The organism is Pseudomonas sp. AC255 (assembly GCF_979258175.1).
The window spans coordinates 2,747,566-2,766,134 of sequence record NZ_OZ409841.1 but is presented as its reverse complement, the minus strand read 5'-3'; the positions used below and the strand labels follow the sequence as shown (position 1 = coordinate 2,766,134).

16 protein-coding genes are annotated in these 18,569 nt (G+C 60.8%); 4 read left to right on the top strand and 12 right to left on the bottom strand.

Translation table 11 applies throughout. From position 1 onward, the window contains the following. Positions 1 to 61 precede the first annotated feature (61 nt). From ACZZ0K_RS12550 to xylA, 9 genes are all read right to left on the bottom strand, one after another. Positions 62 to 1,012 (bottom strand): TAXI family TRAP transporter solute-binding subunit, encoded by a 951-nt coding sequence (locus ACZZ0K_RS12550; RefSeq protein ID WP_258707989.1) that lies wholly within the window; start codon positions 1,010 to 1,012, stop codon positions 62 to 64. Positions 1,013 to 1,095: 83 nt separating this feature from the next. Beyond that, entirely contained in the window at positions 1,096 to 2,379 is a 1,284-nt protein-coding gene (gene dctM / locus ACZZ0K_RS12545; protein WP_041480541.1) for a C4-dicarboxylate TRAP transporter large permease protein DctM, read from the bottom strand. Then, entirely contained in the window at positions 2,376 to 3,008 is a 633-nt protein-coding gene (locus tag ACZZ0K_RS12540) for a TRAP transporter small permease (protein WP_463559121.1), read from the bottom strand. Before ACZZ0K_RS12540 ends, dctM begins: the two co-directional genes overlap by 4 nt. A 62-nt stretch (positions 3,009 to 3,070) precedes the next feature. Next, positions 3,071 to 4,066 (bottom strand): C4-dicarboxylate TRAP substrate-binding protein DctP, encoded by a 996-nt coding sequence (gene dctP, locus ACZZ0K_RS12535; protein WP_374046338.1) that lies wholly within the window; start codon positions 4,064 to 4,066, stop codon positions 3,071 to 3,073. Positions 4,067 to 4,233: 167 nt separating this feature from the next. Continuing rightward, a complete protein-coding gene (locus ACZZ0K_RS12530; RefSeq protein WP_258707991.1) occupies positions 4,234 to 5,160 on the bottom strand; it encodes a DMT family transporter in 927 nt (308 codons plus the stop codon). A 207-nt stretch (positions 5,161 to 5,367) separates the two neighbouring features. After that, positions 5,368 to 6,504, bottom strand: a complete 1,137-nt coding sequence (locus ACZZ0K_RS12525; protein ID WP_016774325.1) for a sugar ABC transporter permease — start codon at positions 6,502 to 6,504, stop codon at positions 5,368 to 5,370. Further along, positions 6,505 to 8,061 (bottom strand): D-xylose ABC transporter ATP-binding protein, encoded by a 1,557-nt coding sequence (gene xylG, locus ACZZ0K_RS12520; RefSeq protein WP_463559120.1) that lies wholly within the window; start codon positions 8,059 to 8,061, stop codon positions 6,505 to 6,507. A 157-nt stretch (positions 8,062 to 8,218) separates the two neighbouring features. Further along, the gene (gene xylF, locus ACZZ0K_RS12515) at positions 8,219 to 9,220 is read right to left on the bottom strand and encodes a D-xylose ABC transporter substrate-binding protein (protein ID WP_016774327.1); all 1,002 of its coding nucleotides are present in this window, start codon (positions 9,218 to 9,220) and stop codon (positions 8,219 to 8,221) included. Between the two features lie 147 nt (positions 9,221 to 9,367). Next, a complete protein-coding gene (gene xylA / locus ACZZ0K_RS12510; RefSeq protein ID WP_071171939.1) occupies positions 9,368 to 10,684 on the bottom strand; it encodes a xylose isomerase in 1,317 nt (438 codons plus the stop codon). Between the two features lie 283 nt (positions 10,685 to 10,967). Between xylA and ACZZ0K_RS12505 the strand changes: the two genes are divergently transcribed. Continuing rightward, the gene (locus ACZZ0K_RS12505) at positions 10,968 to 12,143 is read left to right on the top strand and encodes a XylR family transcriptional regulator (protein WP_252879919.1); all 1,176 of its coding nucleotides are present in this window, start codon (positions 10,968 to 10,970) and stop codon (positions 12,141 to 12,143) included. A gap of 12 nt (positions 12,144 to 12,155) precedes the next feature. Here ACZZ0K_RS12505 and ACZZ0K_RS12500 read toward each other — a convergent pair whose 3' ends face one another. After that, positions 12,156 to 13,322 carry an MFS transporter gene (locus ACZZ0K_RS12500; protein WP_041480537.1) on the bottom strand — a complete coding sequence of 389 codons (1,167 nt, stop codon included), beginning with the start codon at positions 13,320 to 13,322 and terminating at the stop codon, positions 12,156 to 12,158. Between the two features lie 95 nt (positions 13,323 to 13,417). On the opposite strand from ACZZ0K_RS12500, the gene ACZZ0K_RS12495 reads away from it, so the two are divergent. Beyond that, positions 13,418 to 14,311 (top strand): LysR family transcriptional regulator, encoded by an 894-nt coding sequence (locus ACZZ0K_RS12495; protein WP_258707992.1) that lies wholly within the window; start codon positions 13,418 to 13,420, stop codon positions 14,309 to 14,311. Between the two features lie 48 nt (positions 14,312 to 14,359). Here the strand turns inward: ACZZ0K_RS12495 and ACZZ0K_RS12490 are convergent, their stop codons facing one another. Continuing rightward, positions 14,360 to 15,136 (bottom strand): SDR family oxidoreductase, encoded by a 777-nt coding sequence (locus ACZZ0K_RS12490; protein WP_252879920.1) that lies wholly within the window; start codon positions 15,134 to 15,136, stop codon positions 14,360 to 14,362. Between the two features lie 206 nt (positions 15,137 to 15,342). Here ACZZ0K_RS12490 and ACZZ0K_RS12485 point away from each other — a divergent pair, with 206 nt between their 5' ends. Continuing rightward, entirely contained in the window at positions 15,343 to 16,251 is a 909-nt protein-coding gene (locus ACZZ0K_RS12485) for a LysR family transcriptional regulator (RefSeq protein WP_252879921.1), read from the top strand. Between the two features lie 13 nt (positions 16,252 to 16,264). Here ACZZ0K_RS12485 and ACZZ0K_RS12480 read toward each other — a convergent pair whose 3' ends face one another. Continuing rightward, the gene (locus tag ACZZ0K_RS12480) at positions 16,265 to 17,704 is read right to left on the bottom strand and encodes an HD domain-containing phosphohydrolase (protein WP_252885810.1); all 1,440 of its coding nucleotides are present in this window, start codon (positions 17,702 to 17,704) and stop codon (positions 16,265 to 16,267) included. 88 nt (positions 17,705 to 17,792) lie between these two features. On the opposite strand from ACZZ0K_RS12480, the gene ACZZ0K_RS12475 reads away from it, so the two are divergent. Then, positions 17,793 to 18,566, top strand: coding sequence for an alpha/beta fold hydrolase (locus ACZZ0K_RS12475; protein ID WP_258707993.1), 774 nt, complete (start codon positions 17,793 to 17,795; stop codon positions 18,564 to 18,566). Positions 18,567 to 18,569 lie beyond the last annotated feature (3 nt).

Below are 18,569 nucleotides of genomic sequence, written 5' to 3'. Positions count from 1 at the left end.
CCTCATGACCACACAAAGGAATCGACGCTGCAGTGGCCGTCACGCCACTGCGCACAAGCGCTTATAAAGCGCCTTTTTCCTTGTAGTAGCGTTCGGCGCCGGGGTGCAGCGCGATCGGCAGGTTTTTCGCGGCCGCTTCCAGCTTGATGTCCTTGGCCGCCGAATGGGAGTTACCCAAGCGCCCCAGGTTGTCGAACAGCAGGCGGGTCATGTCATAGACGACGTCATCCGGCAGGTCGGCGCGGGTCACCAGAATATTGGTGATTGCCACGGTGGGCACGGCTTCGGCCTGTCCGTCGTAGGTGTTGGCCGGGATCATTGCGCTCTGGTAGGCCGGATTGCCGATTTTTGCCACCACTTCACTCGGGATAGCCACGTAGTTCAGCGGCATCACCGACGACAGGTCACGAATGGCGGCCATGCCCAATCCAGACGACTGCAAGGTGGCATCCAGTTGCCGGTTCTTGATCAATTCCACCGATTCGGCAAACGGCAGATATTGCACCTTGCCCATGTCCTCGTAGGTCAGACCGGCCGCCTTGAATATCGCCCGCGCATTCAATTCGGTGCCGGATTTAGGAGCGCCGACGGAGATGGTCTTGCCCTTGAGATCGGCGAGGGTTTTGATTCCCGACTCCTGGCTGGCGACGATTTGAATGTAATTGGGATAGGCGCCGCCCAAGGCGCGCAATTTGGTCAGCGGTGTTTTGAAACCCGCGTCCTCCACGCCGTTTTTGGCGTCGGCCACTGAGTCGCCCAAAGCCAGGGCCAACTCGCCGCGACCGGCCTGTAGCAAATTGAGGTTTTCCACCGACGCTTTGGTGGCCTGCACCGATGTCTTCGAACCGGCAATGCCGTCGCTGTAGATTTGCGACAGACCGACCCCGATCGGGTAGTAAACCCCGCTGGTTCCGCCGGTGAGGATATTGATGAACACGGGTGCGGCCTGCGCAGCACTGCTAAAGGTCAGCGTGGCGGCGGCCAGCAGGGCAAAGCGTGTTTTGACTCGCATGGGGGCACTTCTCCGTCTTGTTATGGTTTTAAGCAGAGTGATTGCACTCTAGCCGTTCCCGGCTGAACGTGATCGTCACGACGTCAGTTCATCCCCAGCCAGTTCGGCAGCACCAGTGATATCCACGGTACGTAAGTAATCAGGATCAGGAACAACAGCAGAATCGACAACCAGGGCATCGCGGCTTTGACTGTGGCGGGCAAGGACATGCCGGTCACCGCCGAGGTCACGAACAGGTTCAGGCCCACCGGCGGCGTGATCAGGCCGATCTCAAGGTTGACCACCATGATGATGCCGAGGTGAATCGGATCGATGCCCAGTTTCATCGCGATGGGAAAAAGGATGGGCGCCAGGATCAGGATGATCGCTGAGGGTTCCATGAACGCGCCGGCAATCAACAGCACAATGTTGACCACCAGCAGGAAAGTCACCGGCGTCAGGCCGGCGTCGATCACCCAGGCAGTGATTTGTTGAGGTAACTGTTCGGTGGTCAGCACGTGGGCGAACAGCATGGCGTTGGCAATGATGAACATCAGCATGATGCTCAGCTTGGCCGAGTCCAGCAGAACCTTGGGTGTTTCCCGGAAGGTCAGATCCTTGTATACGAACAGAGCGATGAAGGCCGAATAGACGGCTGCCACGGCGGCAGCTTCGGTCGGGGTGAACATGCCCGAATAGATGCCGCCGAGGATGATCACCATCAGCAACAGGCCCCATATTGCCTGGCGTGCCGTACTCAGAAACTCGCGAAGCGTCGCACGCGGCAAGGCGGGGAGATTTTTCTTCACCGCGACGATGTAGATCGCCACCATCAATGCCGTGCCCAGCAGCAGGCCAGGCACCACGCCGGCCATGAACAGCTTGCCCACGGAGGTTTCTGTAGCAGCGGCGTAGACCACCATCACAATCGACGGCGGGATCAGGATGCCCAGCGTACCGGCGTTGCAGATGATCCCTGCGCCGAACGCCTGCGGGTAGCCGGAACGGACCATCCCGGCAATCGCAATCGAGCCCACCGCAGCGACCGTGGCGGGACTTGAACCGGAGAGGGCGGCGAACAGCATGCAGGCCAGCACCGCCGCGATGGCCAGGCCGCCGCGAATATGCCCGACACAGGCGTTGGCGAAGTCGATCAGCCGGCGGGCAACGCCGCCGGTGGTCATGAAGGCCCCGGCCAGCAGGAAAAACGGAATGGCCAGCAGCGTGTAGTGTTCCGAGGTCTCGAACAGTTTGATCGCCAGCGAGCGCACCGAGTCGGGACTGAAGAAAATGATCGTCAGGGAGCCGGCCAGCCCCAGCGAAATGGCGATCGGTACGCCGATGAACATCAAGGCGAACAGGGCCACGAACAGGAAGGCAATGGTCATGGCTTGTCATCCTCGTGTTCGGCAAGTTTCAGCGCGTCGGCCGCTTCATCGGCCAGCCCGAGGCCGGTCTGACGGTTGAGCAGGATGCGCAGGAGAATTTCAGCGAAGCGGATGAACACCAGCGCGAAGCCCAGCGGCACGATCAACCCGATATGCCACTGCATGACGCCGAAATGGCCGAGATCCTCGGCACCGATACCGGCGTTCATCAAGGTTTCAATCCATTCGAAGCTGGCGACGGCGAGCAGCCCCGCGTAGGCCAGACAGCACAGGCAGGCGAGGATGCCGATGTAGCGCTGCACCGATCTGCGCGCCAGTTTGACCAGTGCGTCGACACCGATATGCCCGGCGGTGCGCACGCCATAAGCCAGGCCGAAAAAAATCAGCCAGCCAAACAGCGCTTTGGTCAGGGCAGTGCTCCAGGTCATGGCCTGCGCCATGCCCATGATCTGGTCGCCAACGGCGAACAGCGGAACACTGGCCGCCGGCCAATGATCGGCGAGCCAGTAAAACAGACTGTAGAAGTTGTTGAGGATCACGTAGACAAACGTGACGAGGGTCATGGCCGCCAGAAGGAAGACGATGAAGCCTTCCTCGAAGTTTTCCCAGATTCGCCGAAGCGCTTTCATGGATGGCATCTCACGTCGAGTGAAGACGGGCAGGCGCCGACGCAGCGGCGCCTGCCTCGCGATTATTGCGCCTGGTTTGCGGCTTCGGCAGCAGAGATCAGCTCAGCGCCGATTTCGCCTTCGAACTTCTTCCACACCGGTTTCATCGCATCGCGCCATTGCGCACGTTCTTCTGGCGTAAGCGTGATGATTTCCGTGGTTTTGGCGGCAAGGATGCGCTGTTTGTCACCCTCGTTCAGTTGCTGGGCTTCCTTGTTCACGTGGGTGGTGACTTCCACGACAATCTTGTCCAGTTCGCTGCGCACGTCGGGCGGCAGGCCGTTCCAGAACTTGGTGTTGGTGATCAGCATGTAGTCCAGTACACCGTGGTTGGATTCGGTGATGTATTTCTGCACTTCATGCATCTTCTGGCTGTAGATGTTCGAGTAAGGATTCTCCGCCCCGTTGACCACACCGGTCTGCAGACCTTGATATACCTCGGCAAAACTCATCTTGCGCGGATTGGCGCGCACCGCCTTGAATTGCTCCTCCAGCACCGCCGAGGCCTGCACGCGGAACTTCAGGCCGCGCGCATCAGCCGGTACACGCAGTGGCTTGTTGGCCGACAGTTGTTTCATGCCGTTGTGCCAATAGGCCAGGCCGGTGATGTTTTTGCTTTCCATGGATTTGAGCAGGCCCTGACCCTGCGGGCTCAGTTGAAAGCGGTCGACAGCGTTGATGTCATTGAAGAGGAAGGGCAGGTCGAACAGTTGGACGGTCTTGGTGTACTGCTCGAACTTGGCCAGCGACGGCGCAATCATCTGTACATCGCCAAGCAACAGGGCTTCCATTTCCTTGCCGTCACCAAAGAGCGAGGAGTTGGGATACACCTCGACCTTGACCTTGCCCGGCAAGCGTTCCTCGACCAGTTTCTTGAACAGCAACGCACCTTGCCCCTTGGGCGTCTGGTCAGCGACCACATGCGAGAACTTGATGATCACCGGGTCTGCCGCCATGGCCGGGTTCAAGCTGCTTACCGCCAAAGCGCAGGCAAGTGCGCTGAACAGAGATCTGAGCATCTGGGTGATTCCTCTTGTTTTTATTGTGATGACCGCTCGACGCGCTGAACGCGTTCAAGTGCCGAGACATGTTCAAGTCTAGGCAGAAATATCTGATTTGCCGGGGAATTGACCAGAAAGGGCAAAACACTGTCAGAAGGCCGGACTGTCAACTTTCACAGGCAAAGTTACTGGCCATCTTTCTGGGCGCGGATTACCAGCAAGCCGGCAATCAAAATCAACGCCATTCCTGCCCATGTAAAGATATCCGGGACCTCGTGGAACACCACGTAACCCCAAAGACAGGCAAAAACCAGGTAGGCGTAATCAAACGTGCCGATCAGTGCCGCGGGCGCGATTTGATAAGCCTTGGCGGTAGCGGTGTTGATGAAGATCAGAGCGCAGGCGTAACAGAAGATGAACAGTGCCACTTGCCAATCAAGCGTTTGCCATGGGGAGAGTAGAAAACCGCCACTTGTGGCAACCGCGTCACTGACCATCAGCGAAGCGATACCGCCGATGCTGGCGGCGACGAGAAAAGCAGTATTCAATCCCAGAGCCAATACCAGTGGATGTTCACTGCGACAATGTCGGCGCGTCACTACCATCGCAAGCGCGTAGAACACAGCAGCGATGACGGGCAGCAGCGTTGCGAAAACGAAGATGTCCGAGCCTGGACGTAACACCGTTGCGACACCCGCAAAGCCTGTTCCTATCGCCATCCAGCCACGCAGTGATAACGGCTCACCTCCATAAAGGGTGGAAAAAAGCGCAATGAACAGGGGCGTCGTGTAGATCGCCACGGCAGCGACTGATAATGGAATCAGCGGTAATGCCGCGTAATACGCCACCCACATCAACAAAAGCAGGATGCTCCGGACGGTCACCCAGTACACCGAAGCGATCCCCTGGCGGCCCGATCTGATGCGCCTGCCGAGCCAGACTCCAAGGGCGGGAACCGACAGACAAGACACCAGAAGAAACAGCTGCCAGAGCGGTAGGCGTGTGCTGAAGTATTTGACCGCTGCATCGGCCAGGGAGAGCAGAAAGACAGCCGCGCTGATCAGCACTATGCCCTTGGAAACGCTGTCGCTGCTCGCATTGTCCTTGCTCACGCACCGTGCTCCTGTTCCGTCAGTGAATTGCGATCCTGTGACAAGTAATGCTTGATGCCCGCTGCTGTCAATTCGCGAGCCAGGGGAACCCCATCGTTCAGTGGTTGGATCAACAGCGACAACGCCTCGCCGGACTGCTGCCTGCAAAGCTCTCGAACAGCGACTTCCCGAACAAAACCGTTGGAGTCCTGCAGATTGGCCCCGCGATCAACGCCGCGCCGTGCGCGTACTCACATCCACCCAGACCGCCAACACCAGAATGCTGCCTTTGACGATCATCTGCCAGTAGCTATCCACGTCGAGCATCGACATGCCGTTGTCCAGGCTGGTGATCACCAGTGCGCCGAGGAGGGCGCCGTAGACGGTGCCGGAGCCGCCGCGCATGGAGGTGCCGCCGATGAAGCAGGCGGCGATGGCGTCGAGTTCGCCCATGCTGCCGGCGGACGGTGAGCCGGCGGCGAGGCGTGCGGTGTTGACCACGCCGGCGAGGGCGCACATCACGCCCATGATGCCGAAGATCCACAGCTTGACCGCTTGCACATTGATGCCCGACAGGCGCGTCGCTTCCATGTTGCTGCCGACCGAATAGACCCGGCGGCCGAACACAGTCTGGCTGGTGACGTAACTGAACACGCCGAGCAGAATCAGCAACAGCAGCACCGGCACGGGAATGCCGTCATAGCTGTTGAGGGTCTGGACGAAACCGGCCAGCACCGCGCCGATCACCAGCACGCGCACAACATCACGCACCAGCGAATGCGCCGCCAGGCCATGCAGGGCGCGATTGCGTCGTTGTTTCCAGGTCAGGAACACCGTCAGTACAAACAGCAGCACACCCAGGCCAGTGCCGATCGCGTGGGGCAGATAACCCTGGCCGACGTAGACCAGCTCCGGCGAAACCGGGGCGATGGTGGTGCCGCCGGTGATCCCCAGCAAAATGCCGCGAAACGCCAACATGCCGCCCAGGCCGACGATAAAGGACGGGATGCGCAAGTACGCCGCCATGTAGCCGTTGGCGAGGCCGATCATCAGGCCGCACAGGGCGACCAGACTCAGATTCGCCAGCAGCGGAATGTGATAGACCACGTCGAGTATCGCCGCGAGGCCGCCGAGCAGGCCGAGCAATGAACCCACCGACAAATCGATCTCGCCGCTGATGATCACCAGCACCATGCCGCAGGCCAGAATTCCGGTAATCGACATCTGCCGCAGCAGGTTGGAAAGGTTGCGCGGGGTGAGGAAGCCGCCCTCGGTCTGCCAGCTGAAGAACAGCCAGATCAGCACCACGGCAAATACCAGCGCGAGCATCTTGTAGCGGGTGAACAGTTGTTTGACCTGATTCATTTACGCGGTTTTCCGATCATTATTGTTATGGCTGCCCGGCTGGCTGAGAGCGGCGGCGAGTACCTGTTCCTGCGTGAGTTCGTGGTTGACGAAATCGCCGCGCAACTGGCCTTCGCCGATCACCAGCACGCGGTCGGAGACGCCGAGCACTTCGGCCAGTTCCGATGAAACCATGATGATCGACACGCCTTCGGCGGCGAGCGCGCCCATCAATTTGTAGATCTCGTACTTGGCGCCAACGTCCACGCCTCGGGTCGGCTCGTCGAGAATCAGCACGCGCGGCTTGGCCAGCAGCATTTTCGCCAGCACGGCTTTCTGCTGATTGCCGCCAGACAGGCTGGTGATCGGCAGGGACGGACTTGCGGTTTTCAGATGCAGACGGGAGATTTCCCGGTCGATGCAGCCCAGTTCGGCTTCGGCATCGATGCGGGTCATTTTCGAATAGCTCTCGAGCACGGCAAGGGTGATGTTCTGACCGACACCGAGATCGGGAATGATGCCCTGGCGCTTGCGATCTTCAGGCACCAGGCATAGGCCGGCGCGGATCGCTCTCAGCGGCGTGCGCGTGTCGATTGGCTGGCCGTCCAGCCAGACTTCGCCCTCGTGGCGGCCGGGGTAGGCGCCGAACAGTGCGGTGACCAGCTCGGTGCGGCCGGCCCCGACCAGCCCGGCAATGCCAAGAATCTCGCCGCGCTTGAGGCTGAAGGAGATGTCGTCGACCCGTTTGCGCTTGGGGTTGTCGACGTCGTAGCAAGTAATGTGGCGCGCTTCGAAAATCACCTCGCCAATCTCGTGCGGCTCGCTGGGATAAAGGTTGCTCATTTCGCGCCCGACCATCTGCGTGATGATCTGTGGAATGTCCATGTCGGCCATGGCGGTGGTGGCGATGTGTTTGCCGTCGCGGATCACCGAAATGGTGTCGCACACGGCGGCGACTTCATCGAGTTTGTGCGAGATGTAGACGCAGGCGACGCCCTTGGCTTTGAGATCGCGGATGATGTCCAGCAGCACTTCGATTTCCGAGCGGCTCAGGGCCGAGGAGGGCTCGTCGAGAATCAGCAGACGCGCCTGTTTGTTCAGGGCCTTGGCGATTTCCACCAGTTGCTGATAACCGCCGCCATACTGCGAAACCGGCAGCGACACGTTCATGTCCGGCACTTTCAATTCACGCATCAACGCTTCGGCACGGTGGATCATCGCCGGGTAGTTCATGTGCCCGCCGGGCAGCGTCAGCTCATGGCCCATGAAGATGTTTTCGGCGACCGACAGGTCGGGAACCAACGTCAGTTCCTGATGGATGATGACGATGCCGGCGGCCTCGGTTTCGCTGATCGATTGCGCCCGGAGCGGTTGCCCGTCCCAGAGGATTTCACCGTCCCAGGTGCCATGGGGATAGACCGCCGAGAGGATCTTCATCAGCGTCGACTTGCCGGCACCATTCTCGCCGCACAGGCCCACGCATTCACCGGGCCGGACCTTGATGTCGATGCCGTTGAGCGCTTTGACACCGCCAAAGGTTTTGACGATGCCGTTCATTTGCAGCAGATAGTCGGACATGGAAAAGGCTCGTATACCAGGGACTCAAACACCACTGAACCTGTGTGGGAGCGAGCCTGCTCGCGAAGGGGCCTTTTCAGCCAGAGCTTTACTGACTGACACTCCGCTTTCGCGAGCAGGCTCGCTCCCACAGGTCTGATCAAGATTTACGACCGGATCACTGCCCGGCAATCTGCGCCTTGGTGTAGAAGCCGTCCTGTTCGAGCAAGTCGATGTTGTCCTTGGTCAACGGCGTTGGCGTGAGCAGGATGGTGTCGACCTTTTTGCTGCCGTTGTCGTACTGCGAGGTGTAGGCCGGTTTTTCGTTGCGTGCCAGTTGCACCGAGAGCTTGGCCGCTTCGGAGGCGATGAGTTTCAGCGGTTTGTACACGGTCATGGTTTGCGTGCCGGCGATCACGCGTTTGACTGCTGCGAGGTCGGCGTCCTGGCCGGAAATCGGCACCTTGCCGGCCAGTTGTTGCGCGGCCAGTGCCTGGATGGCGCCGCCAGCGGTGGCGTCGTTGGAGGCGACAATGCCGTCGATTTTGTTGTTGTTACGGGTCAGGGCGTTTTCAACGATGCTCAGCGCTTCGGTCGGGTTCCATTCCTTGACCCACTGCTGGCCAACGATCTTGATATCGCCCTTGTCGATGGCCGGTTGCAGCACCTTCATCTGGCCTTCACGGAGGATCTTGGCGTTGTTGTCGGTGGGCGCGCCACCGAGCAAGAAGTAATTGCCCTTGGGCGCTGCTTTCAGCACGCCGCCGGCCTGCATCTCGCCGACCTTTTCGTTATCGAAGGAGATATAGGCGTCGACATCGGCGTTGAGAATCAGCCGGTCGTAAGACACCACTTTGATCCCGGCTTTCTTCGCCTCGGCCACGGCGTTGGTCAGCACTGTCGCGTTGAACGGCACGATGACAATCACATCGACGCCGCGAGAGATGAGGTTTTCGATCTGCGAAATCTGCTTCTGCTCGTTGGCGTCCGCCGATTGCACGAAGACTTTGGCGTCCATTTTTTCCGCCGCCGCGACGAAGTAATCGCGGTCGCGCGACCAGCGTTCCAGACGCAGATCGTCAATGGAGAAACCGATTTTCGGGTGGGTTGCGTCGGCCATTACCGGCAGGGCCAACAACGCCAGGGCACTGGCCAACAGCGTACGTTTCAAGTTCTTCATGGTGGTGCGTCCTTTTATTTTTGTTGGAAAGACACGGCCTGACGATGAATCGGGCTGGTAGAACTGTAGAGAATCTGCCGACGCAGCAGGTACAGAATTGTCGTGCAATTGTCACAGCGTCGTTGCGTCGGCAGAGGGTCTCGGCGATCAGCGATAGAGATAGCGGTTGACGATGTTTTCGAGCATTTCCTGACGGCCACTGACGGCTTGCGGGTTCAGTTCGTTGCTGAACGCGTGCTCGGCCAGCGACTCAAGATTGAAGTCGCCCGCCATCACCGCTTGCCCGAACGGCTGACGCCAGCCGGCGTAGCGTTGATCCTTGAGCACTTGCAGTTGATCGTTCTCGACCATCGCGGCGGCACGTTCCAGCGACAAGGCCAGAACGTCCATGGCGCCAACGTGACCGTGGAAAAGGTCGATCTCGTCGAGGCTCTGCCGGCGCACCTTGGAGTCGAAGTTGAAACCGCCATTCTTGAAACCGCCGGCCTTGAGGATTTCATAGGTCGCCAGGGTCATTTCTTCGACGCTGTTGGGGAACTGGTCGGTGTCCCAGCCGTTCTGCGGATCGCCACGGTTGGCATCGATGCTGCCGAAAATCCCCAGCGAGGCAGCCGTGGCAATTTCGTGATGAAAGCTGTGGCCGGCCAGGGTCGCGTGGTTGGCCTCGATGTTGACCTTGATTTCCTTTTCCAGGCCGTACTGCTGGAGGAAGCCGAACACCGTGGCGCTGTCGTAATCGTATTGGTGCTTGGTCGGCTCCTGCGGCTTGGGTTCGATCAGCAGGTCACCGGTGAAACCGATCTTGTGCTTGTGCTCGACCACCATGCGCATGAAGCGCCCGAGTTGTTCGCGCTCACGTTTCAGGTCGGTATTGAGCAGGGTTTCGTAGCCTTCGCGACCGCCCCACAGCACGTAGTTGGAGCCCTTGAGGCGATGGGTTGCGTTCATCGCGCTGAACACTTGCGCGGCGGCGCAGGCGAACACTTCCGGATCGGGATTACTCGCGGCACCGGCGGCAAAACGTGGATTGCTGAAGCAGTTGGCGGTGCCCCAGAGCAACTTGATGCCGCTTTGTTCCTGATGTTGTTCGAGGCGATCGACCATTTGTGCGAAGTGTTCGCGGTACTCCTTCAGCGAATTGCCTTCGGGGGCGACGTCCGTGTCGTGAAAGCAGTAGTAATCGATGCCCAGTTTGCTGAAGAACTCGAATGCGGCTTGAGCCTTGCCGATGGCCAGTTCCATCGGTTCGCCACTGCGTTGCCAGGGGCGTTTGAAGGTGCCGGCACCGAACACATCGGAGCCCGGCCAGACAAAGGTGTGCCAGTAGCAGGCGGCCATGCGCAGGTGTTCGCGCATGGGTTTGCCGAGGATCAGTTTGTCGGCGTCGTAGTGGCGGAAAGCGAGGGGCGAATCACTGTTCGGGCCTTCGTAGCGAACCGGCTCGATATTGGGGAAATACTGCATGGACCTTGTCCTTGTTGTTCTTGGCGGTGTCTCGATACTAGCAACGCCCCCGTGCCCGCTGATTATGAAAAGCCTCAACTGCGAGTGCGATTTTGCGTATTGAGCTTCAGCGCGCGCAGGCCTAGTCTGTGTCCATCGTCGCCGTGACATGGCGCCCGGAACAAAAACAATTTGAGGCCGCTTTCGCGAGCAGGCTCGCTCCCACATTTGATTCGTGTCGTGCACAAAACCGTGTGGGAGCAAGCCTGCTCGCGAATGGCTTTACGCAAAATCCGGATACTGAATGAAAAGCCTACCGCCCGTGCACCGCATCGCCCTGTTGTTCAACGGCAGCAAGATCTACGACCGTGGAATCATCAGCGGCATCGGCAACTACCTGAGCAGCACCCGCGCTTCCTGGGACCTGTTTCTGGAAGAGGACTTTCTTTGCCGCTTGAAGGGCATCGAGCGTTGGCAGGGTGACGGCATCATTGCCGACTTCGACGATCCGCTGATCGGCGAGGCGCTGGCCGACATTCATTTGCCGGTGGTGGCGGTCGGCGGTTCTTACGAGGATGCTCGCGCTTATCCGAAAGCGATCCCCTACGTTGCCACTGATAACAACGCATTGATCACCCTGGCTTACTCGCATCTGGTCGAGGCGGGGTTGCAGCGCTTCGCCTGTTTTAGTCTGCCGGAGGCGCAGGCCAATCGCTGGGCGCAGGAGCGGGAGAAAGCCTTTCGCAAACTGATGCAACGAGACGGCCTGCATGCCGAGATCTATCGCGGCATGGGCACCAGCGCGCCGCTGTGGGACAGTGCCGTCGAGCAACTGATCGCCTGGCTGCACAGCCTGCCCAAACCGATCGGCATCATCGCCGTCAGCGACGCCCGCGCTCGGCAGTTGCTGCAAGCCTGCCTGACCGCCGGCATTGCCGTGCCCGAGCAGGTCGCGCTGATCGGCATCGACAACGATCCGCTGACCCGCAGCCTGACCCGCGTGCCCCTGAGTTCGGTGATCCAAGGCACCGAAACCATGGGCCGCACCGCGGCGCAATTGCTGCACCAGATGCTCCACGGCATGCCGTCCACCGGCACGCAGATTCTGATTCCGCCGGACGCGGTCAATGTGCAGGTGTCGAGCCTGCACCAACCACTGGGCAATCCCTACGTCATGCAAGCGCTGCTGTTCATCCGCCAATATGCCTGTCAGGGCATCAAGACCGCGCAAGTGGCGGCGTATGTCGGCGTGTCGCGCTCATCGCTGGAAGCGCATTTCCGCGCCGAGCGCGGTTGCAGCGTGCATGACGAGATTCTGCGTTTCAAACTGGCGGCGGCTACCAGCGGTTTGAAGAACACCGATGCTTCGATTGCCGACATTGCCCAGGCCTGCGGCTTCAAATCGGCGCAGTACCTGCACACGGTGTTCCGTCGCGAGTTCGGCTGCACGCCGCGTGAGTATCAGCAGGGCGGGGCGTAGCGCTGCGAAGACTTACGCCAGCGCAGCGGCACTGGCTCTGGAGCGCCAGGCGAATGTCAGCACCATCAGCAGGCCCAGACCAGCCATCGCCGCGCCGGCCAGGGAAATCGCTGGATAACCCAGCCCGGCATTGATCACCGCGCCACCCAGCGCCGCGCCGATCGCGTTGCCGAAATTGAAGGCGCCGATGTTCACCGCCGAAGCCAGATTCGGCGCGTCTTTGGCGGCTTCCATCACGCGCATTTGCAGCGGTGGCACCAGGGCGAAGCTGGCGATACCCCAGATCAGAATGGCCACGGCGGCCGGCAGCGGCCAGCGCATCAGCACCGTGAACGCCAGCAACACCACAATCAATGCGCTCAGCGACACGATCAGGGTGCGGTCGATCGAACGGTCGGCAGCCTTGCCGCCCCACATGTTGCCCAGCGTCAAACCGATTCCGAACAACACCAGCATGGCGGTGATGAACGCGGCGGAGGCATGGGTCTCGCTGCTGAGAATCGGCGCGATGTAAGTGAATACGGTGAACATCGCACTCGAGCCGACCACGGTCAGGGCCAGCGCGGCCAACACCGGACCTCTGCCCAATACCCGTATTTCCGCCAGCGCACCCGCGCCTTGCTCTGCTTTCAGATTGGGCAGGGCGAACCACAAGGCGATCATGGTCAGCACACCGAGGCCGGTGATGCCCCAGAACGCCGTGCGCCAGCCAAACAGCTCACCAAACCAGGCTGCCAGCGGCACACCGCCGATAGTCGCCAACGTCAGGCCCATGAACATTGCCGCCACGGCGCCGGCACGTTTTTCCGGCGCGACCACGCTGGCGGCGACCACAGAGCCCACTCCGAAGAATGCGCCGTGATTGAGCGAGGTGATCACTCGGGCGACCATCAGGCTGGAGTAATCGGTGGCCAGCGCCGACATCAGGTTACCCAGGGTGAAAATCGCCATCAGCCCGATCAGCAGATAGCGCCGGGGAATCTTGCCGGTGGTCAGGGTCATCAACGGCGCGCCGAGCAGCACGCCCAAGGCGTAGGCACTGACCAGCAACCCCGCAGCGGGAATGGAGACGCCGAGATCGGCGGCAATGCCGGGCAACATGCCCATCGGCGCGAACTCGGTGACGCCGATGCCAAAGGCGCCGACAGCGAGTGCAACAAGTGGTGGATTGATACGCATGGAAAGTCTCCTCATCTATGCCGCCAATGCTACGATCCATGGTTTTCCGGCGGTAGATGGCGATTTTGGCAATCACCTTTGCGTAAGAGGCACGAATGGACTTCAACGGCAGGTCAGGGGAAATGAGCGTGTTCGTCACCGTGGCGCAGGAGGGCAGCCTCTCAGCAGCTGCGCGCGCGTTGGGGCTGACGCCTTCGGCGGTCAGTCGGATCATCGCCCGCGCCGAACAGCGACTCGGCACTCGTCTGTTGCTGCGCACCACCCGCGCGCTGACGTTTACCACCGAGGGCGAGGCCTTCCTGCGCGGTGCCCGGCGGATTCTGTCCGACATGGACGAAGTGGAAGGGGCCATCACCGATCAAGGCGTACCCAAGGGCCGCTTGCGTGTCAGTGCCGCCCTTGGCCATGGAAGGCTGACCATTGTGCCGCTGGTCGCAGCCTTCACCGCCCGTTACCCGAACATCGTGGTCGACCTCAGCCTTGGCGACGAAGTCGTTGACATCCTCGCCGGCCAGGCGGACGTCGCCATACGCTTCGGCCATCTGCCCGACAGCCCGTTGACCGCACGCCGGCTCGGCCACACCGGCCAGGTGGTCGTGGCATCGCCCGACTATCTGGAACGTCATGGCACGCCTCAGCAACCCGAAGACCTGCTCAAGCACAACTGCCTGCGCTTCAACTTCCGCCGCGCCGAAGCCAACTGGCCGTTTATCCGCGACGGCAAGGAGTTCTCGCTGAAAGTCAGCGGCAACATCGAATGTAGCAGCGGCGAAGCACTGGCCCAGTTCGCCAGACTCGGCGCCGGAATTGCGCGGATTGGCGAGTTCACCGTCAGGGAAGACTTGCAGCGCGGCGCGCTGATCCCGCTGCTGCAAGCGTTTAACCCGGGCGATGAGGAACCGATTCATGCGGTGTTCGTGGGCGGCGCGGCGATGCCGGTGCGGGTGCGCTTGTTTGTGGATTTTTTGCTGGAGCAGCATCGGATGTAGACGTGCTGTGCGGATTCTGCGGGTCGTCCATGACCCGCAGACTGGCGGCTAAATGGTCGGGATGGTGCCGCCGTCGATCACAAATTCACTCCCTGTGATCGAAGCCGCTCGCGGCGATGCCAGGAACCCGATCAGCTCAGCCACTTCAACTGGCGTCGACGGGCGGCCGAGCGGGATACCGCCCAGGGCCTGCATGATGATGTCCTTGCCACCTTGATAGTCAGTGCCTGCCTCCTGCGCGAGTCGCTCGGCGAATGCCACCGACGCTTCGGTTTCAACCCAGCCCGGCGATACCCGCACGACGCGAACCCCCTTGGGTGACACTTCTTTCGACAGGCTTTTGCTGTAGGTCGACAGCGCAGCCTTGGCCGCCGCGTACGCCGTCGTTGATTCCGGCAGTGGCAGCCGACTCTGGATGGATGTGACATGGATCACCACGCCATTACGACGCTCGAGCATGTCCGGGAGCAGGGCGCGATCAAGGCGCACCGCCGGCAGCAGATTCAGGTTGAGCTCGCGATGCCACTGTTCCTCGTCCAGCGCCGCAAAACCACCACCGGGGGCCGACGAGCCACCCAGGACATGGATCACTATGTCGACGCCGCCCAGTTGCTGTTCGACCGCAGCGATGAGTGCGTCACAACCTTCCCGTGTCGAAAGATCAGCCGCAACCAGCAGTGCGCCCGGCATTTCGACGTCCACTTGCCGAGCCGAGGTGATGACCTTTGCGTCCTCGGCCAGGAACCACTCGACCACTGCTTTGCCGATTCCCTTGGTACCGCCGGTGACGAGCACCCGCTTGCCAGTCAATCCTGAATTCAGCATGGCGAGATCTCCAGCGCGAGGAATTGATGGATTGCGTCGGAGATTTTTCTCGTCGGTGACCGTGAGATACGTTTGCACGACGTTGGAAAGTTGAAGGTTCATTGCCTGACTCCTGATTGATGGTCTGGAGTCATCTTGCTGCGCCACAGATAGTTTGTTCAACTGGGACAAACCTTAATGACCTATCCCGAAAATGAGGACAATCCATGGCCCAGGATCGCTTAGCCCTTAATGAACTGGATGCCGTTATAGCGGTGGCACGCAGGGGGTCGTTCCGCCAGGCTGCCATTGATCTCGACGTTTCGACCACCGCGCTGAGCAACACCATTGCGCAACTCGAAGCGCGCCTCGAATCGCGCCTGTTCAACCGCACCACCCGCAGCGTCGCCATCACCGAAGCGGGCAGGGTGTTTCTCGAGCAAGTGGGGCCAGCCTTGCACGACTTGCGCGCGGCACTGGATGCAGTGCGATCGCAGAATGCCGGACCCTCGGGAACGCTGCGCATCAATGCCTTCGCCAGCGCTGCGCGTTCGGCGCTGCTGCCACTGGTGATCGAGTTTTTGCAGCAGCATCCGAAAGTCCACATTGACCTTGTGACCGAAGGCCGGCTGGTGGATATCGTGGCTGACGGCTTCGATTTCGGCGTGCGCTCGGCAGGCCTGGTGCCCAACGATGTGATTGTGGTGCCAGTCGGCCCGCCGCAACGGTACGCGGTGGTCGGTTCGCCGGGGTATTTTGCACAACACGGCAAACCGCGCACGCCGTCCGATCTGCCCGGGCATCGATGCATCCGTGTGCGACTGCCGAACGGGGCGATTTTCCCTTGGTATTTCGAGCGCGACGGCGAAGTCATTCGTCTGGATGTGAACGGGCCGCTGACCCTGGATGAATCGAGCGTGGTCAAGGTGGCGGTGCAGGCGGATATGGGGCTGGGCTTTTTCATGGAGCAGGACGTTCGTGACGAAATCCGCAGCGGCGAGTTCGTGCAGGTACTCAAGGACTGGACCCCGCCCCGAGACAGGTTGTGCCTGTACTACCCGAACCGCCGCAATCCCTCTGCGGCCGCCAGGGCATTCATCGAACTGGCTCGCGCCAGGCAGGCTGATCAGGCTTGACCCGGCGCAGGGCTCAGGCGATCAAGCCCAGTGTCAGCCCCTTCAGAGTGGCGGCTGCACGGGTCGAGCATTGCAATTTGCGAAAGATGCTTTCCATGTGCGTGCGTACCGTGCTCGGACTGATAGCCAACAGTTGCGCGACTTGTTTGTTGCTGGCGCCACGGCTGATCTCCAGAAGAATGCGGCACTCACGGGCTGTCAGCAGCGAAGGCTTGGGTTGCCGCAGGCGGCGCTCGCCACTGGCGGCGGCAATGACCGCTTCGCAGACATCGTTATCGAACAGACCACGGCCAGCATCCTGTTTGAGTAGCGTGGCTGCTGCGGCTTCGTCGTGGGCTGTTCGCCATGGCCGGGCTTGCCTCAACGCTACCCAGGCGACCGAGGTGGCGAACAGCCGATGTTCGGCATTCAGTGCATCACCCGCCACGCCGCGAAAATAGCCGCTGCCATCGAGCCGTTCATACGCGTGGGTGGCTATTTCGGCGGGCGCGGCCAGTTCAGGAACCGGTCGGAGCGCCTGTTGCGTCCAGTAAGGCACCAGCCGCACTCGCTCTGCCGCACCGTAGGGCAGCGACCCTGGGCTATTCCATAGGTGATTGGAAACGGCTGCGCGGCCGAGACCGTAAATCAGCGCGGACTTGCCAATGTTTGCCAAAGTCGGCTCACTCAACCCCCACAGGCGTGCCGCTTCCACGGCAACATGCGCGACCTGACGCGAATGCCCGGCCAGCCATGGCAACTTCAAGTCAATGACGTCTCCGACCAAAGTCAGCGAGACACGACGCTGCTCAGGCGCGGGTTCAACTTTTGTGCAAAGCGTTTCCAGATCCGCCAGCCAGGCCTTGGCATTGGCCACCAGCAACGACACCAGCGACGCTGGATAGCGCCGATCCGACTGCTCGTTGATCCAGCGCAACGCCGCGTCCAGGCCGTGAGCGCGAGTGAGAATATCCAGATCACCGGCCATGACCACCTGATAGGCCACCTCCGGGATATGTTCATGCGCCACGCCGAGCGGTCGGCCAGTGCCGTCGTAGGTTTCGAACACCCGACACAGGCCCGCTTCGACGGCGGTTCCGAGCTGGAGGGTTTTGGCGATTGCACCGGACACTTCACAGTGCACCACGGCCAGCGGGGTTGCCTGATGCACCGCGTTCATCTGCTCATTGCCCAGGGTCAGATCGAGCATCGCGCGGCGACCATCGACGTCGTCACCCAGCAGGTCGGCAAAGCCTTCGGCGTTGGCCGTGCACCCAGACCAGCGCAGCAAGGCAATCTGCTCTGCAACCTGCAGATGCTCACCGTCGCCGTGGCATGCCCGCGCGAGCATCCGCGCCAAAGCGGCAACGCGCCGGGAGTGACCGAGCGGTTGCCCCATGCTGAGGTCACCGACCTGGGCGATGGTTGCCAGTGCGCCGTCCAGTGAGATGTCCAGTTGCAAGCCACTATCCATGAAAAATGCCCCGGGGTCGGATAATTGACCGATGCCCACATCGCAGGCCGGCCAGCACACTCTGAACTCCCGAACAGGAGCTCATCCAATGAAAACAATCAAATCGAAATTCGCCACCGTCGCCTTTGCCCTGGCCAGTACCTTCATGGCCGGCGCCAGCCACGCGCAGGATACAACGCCTTCGGTGGTGATCGTACATGGCGCCTTCGCCGACGGTTCCGACTGGGCCAAAGTGGTGCCACTGCTGCAAGCCAAAGGCGTGGCCGTTACTGTTGTGCAAAACCCGCTCACCTCGCTGGCCGATGACGTTGCCGCCACGCGCCGCGCGCTGAACAACCAGCAGGGCAAGGTGGTGCTGGTCGGTCACTCCTGGGGTGGCACGGTGATCACCGAAGCCGGTAACGACCAGAAAGTCAGCGCGCTGGTGTATGTCGCCGCCTTCGCGCCAGAGGCCGGGCAAACCAGCGGCGAGCAGGGTAAAGGCGCGCCGACGCCGCCGGGCATCAGTCAGATCAAGGCCGACGGTAACGGCTTCCTCTATCTCACCGCTGAAGGCATGGCCAAGGATTTCGCTCAGGATCTGCCGGCCGCGCAGACCGCCGTCATGACCGCCACACAGGGGCCGATCAAGGCCTCGGCTTTCGAAGATAAAACCACCGCTTCGGCCTGGAAAACCAAGCCGTCCTGGTATTTGCTCGCTACCGAAGACCGGATGATTCATCCCGACGTCCAGCGGTCTGCCGCCAAGCGCATCAGTGCGACCCTCGCCGAGGTGAAGTCCAGCCATGTCCCGCAGCAGTCGCAGCCGGCGCAAGTCGCGGCGGTGATTCTCAAAGCCGTGCACAGCGTTGCTGAGCAGTGATCG

Bases quoted from the DNA above. Each gene is read 5' to 3' on its own strand.
- ACZZ0K_RS12475 (WP_258707993.1), top strand. From the start codon at position 17,793: ATGAAAACAATCAAATCGAAATTCGCCACCGTCGCCTTTGCCCTGGCC.
- ACZZ0K_RS12490 (WP_252879920.1), bottom strand. From the start codon at position 15,136: ATGCTGAATTCAGGATTGACTGGCAAGCGGGTGCTCGTCACCGGCGGT.
- ACZZ0K_RS12495 (WP_258707992.1), top strand. From the start codon at position 13,418: ATGGACTTCAACGGCAGGTCAGGGGAAATGAGCGTGTTCGTCACCGTG.
- ACZZ0K_RS12505 (WP_252879919.1), top strand. From the start codon at position 10,968: ATGAAAAGCCTACCGCCCGTGCACCGCATCGCCCTGTTGTTCAACGGC.
- ACZZ0K_RS12525 (WP_016774325.1), bottom strand. From the start codon at position 6,504: ATGAATCAGGTCAAACAACTGTTCACCCGCTACAAGATGCTCGCGCTG.
- xylG (WP_463559120.1), bottom strand. From the start codon at position 8,061: ATGTCCGACTATCTGCTGCAAATGAACGGCATCGTCAAAACCTTTGGC.
- dctP (WP_374046338.1), bottom strand. From the start codon at position 4,066: ATGCTCAGATCTCTGTTCAGCGCACTTGCCTGCGCTTTGGCGGTAAGC.
- dctM (WP_041480541.1), bottom strand. From the start codon at position 2,379: ATGACCATTGCCTTCCTGTTCGTGGCCCTGTTCGCCTTGATGTTCATC.
- ACZZ0K_RS12485 (WP_252879921.1), top strand. From the start codon at position 15,343: ATGGCCCAGGATCGCTTAGCCCTTAATGAACTGGATGCCGTTATAGCG.
- ACZZ0K_RS12480 (WP_252885810.1), bottom strand. From the start codon at position 17,704: ATGGATAGTGGCTTGCAACTGGACATCTCACTGGACGGCGCACTGGCA.
- xylF (WP_016774327.1), bottom strand. From the start codon at position 9,220: ATGAAGAACTTGAAACGTACGCTGTTGGCCAGTGCCCTGGCGTTGTTG.
- ACZZ0K_RS12540 (WP_463559121.1), bottom strand. From the start codon at position 3,008: ATGAAAGCGCTTCGGCGAATCTGGGAAAACTTCGAGGAAGGCTTCATC.
- ACZZ0K_RS12500 (WP_041480537.1), bottom strand. From the start codon at position 13,322: ATGCGTATCAATCCACCACTTGTTGCACTCGCTGTCGGCGCCTTTGGC.
- ACZZ0K_RS12550 (WP_258707989.1), bottom strand. From the start codon at position 1,012: ATGCGAGTCAAAACACGCTTTGCCCTGCTGGCCGCCGCCACGCTGACC.
- xylA (WP_071171939.1), bottom strand. From the start codon at position 10,684: ATGCAGTATTTCCCCAATATCGAGCCGGTTCGCTACGAAGGCCCGAAC.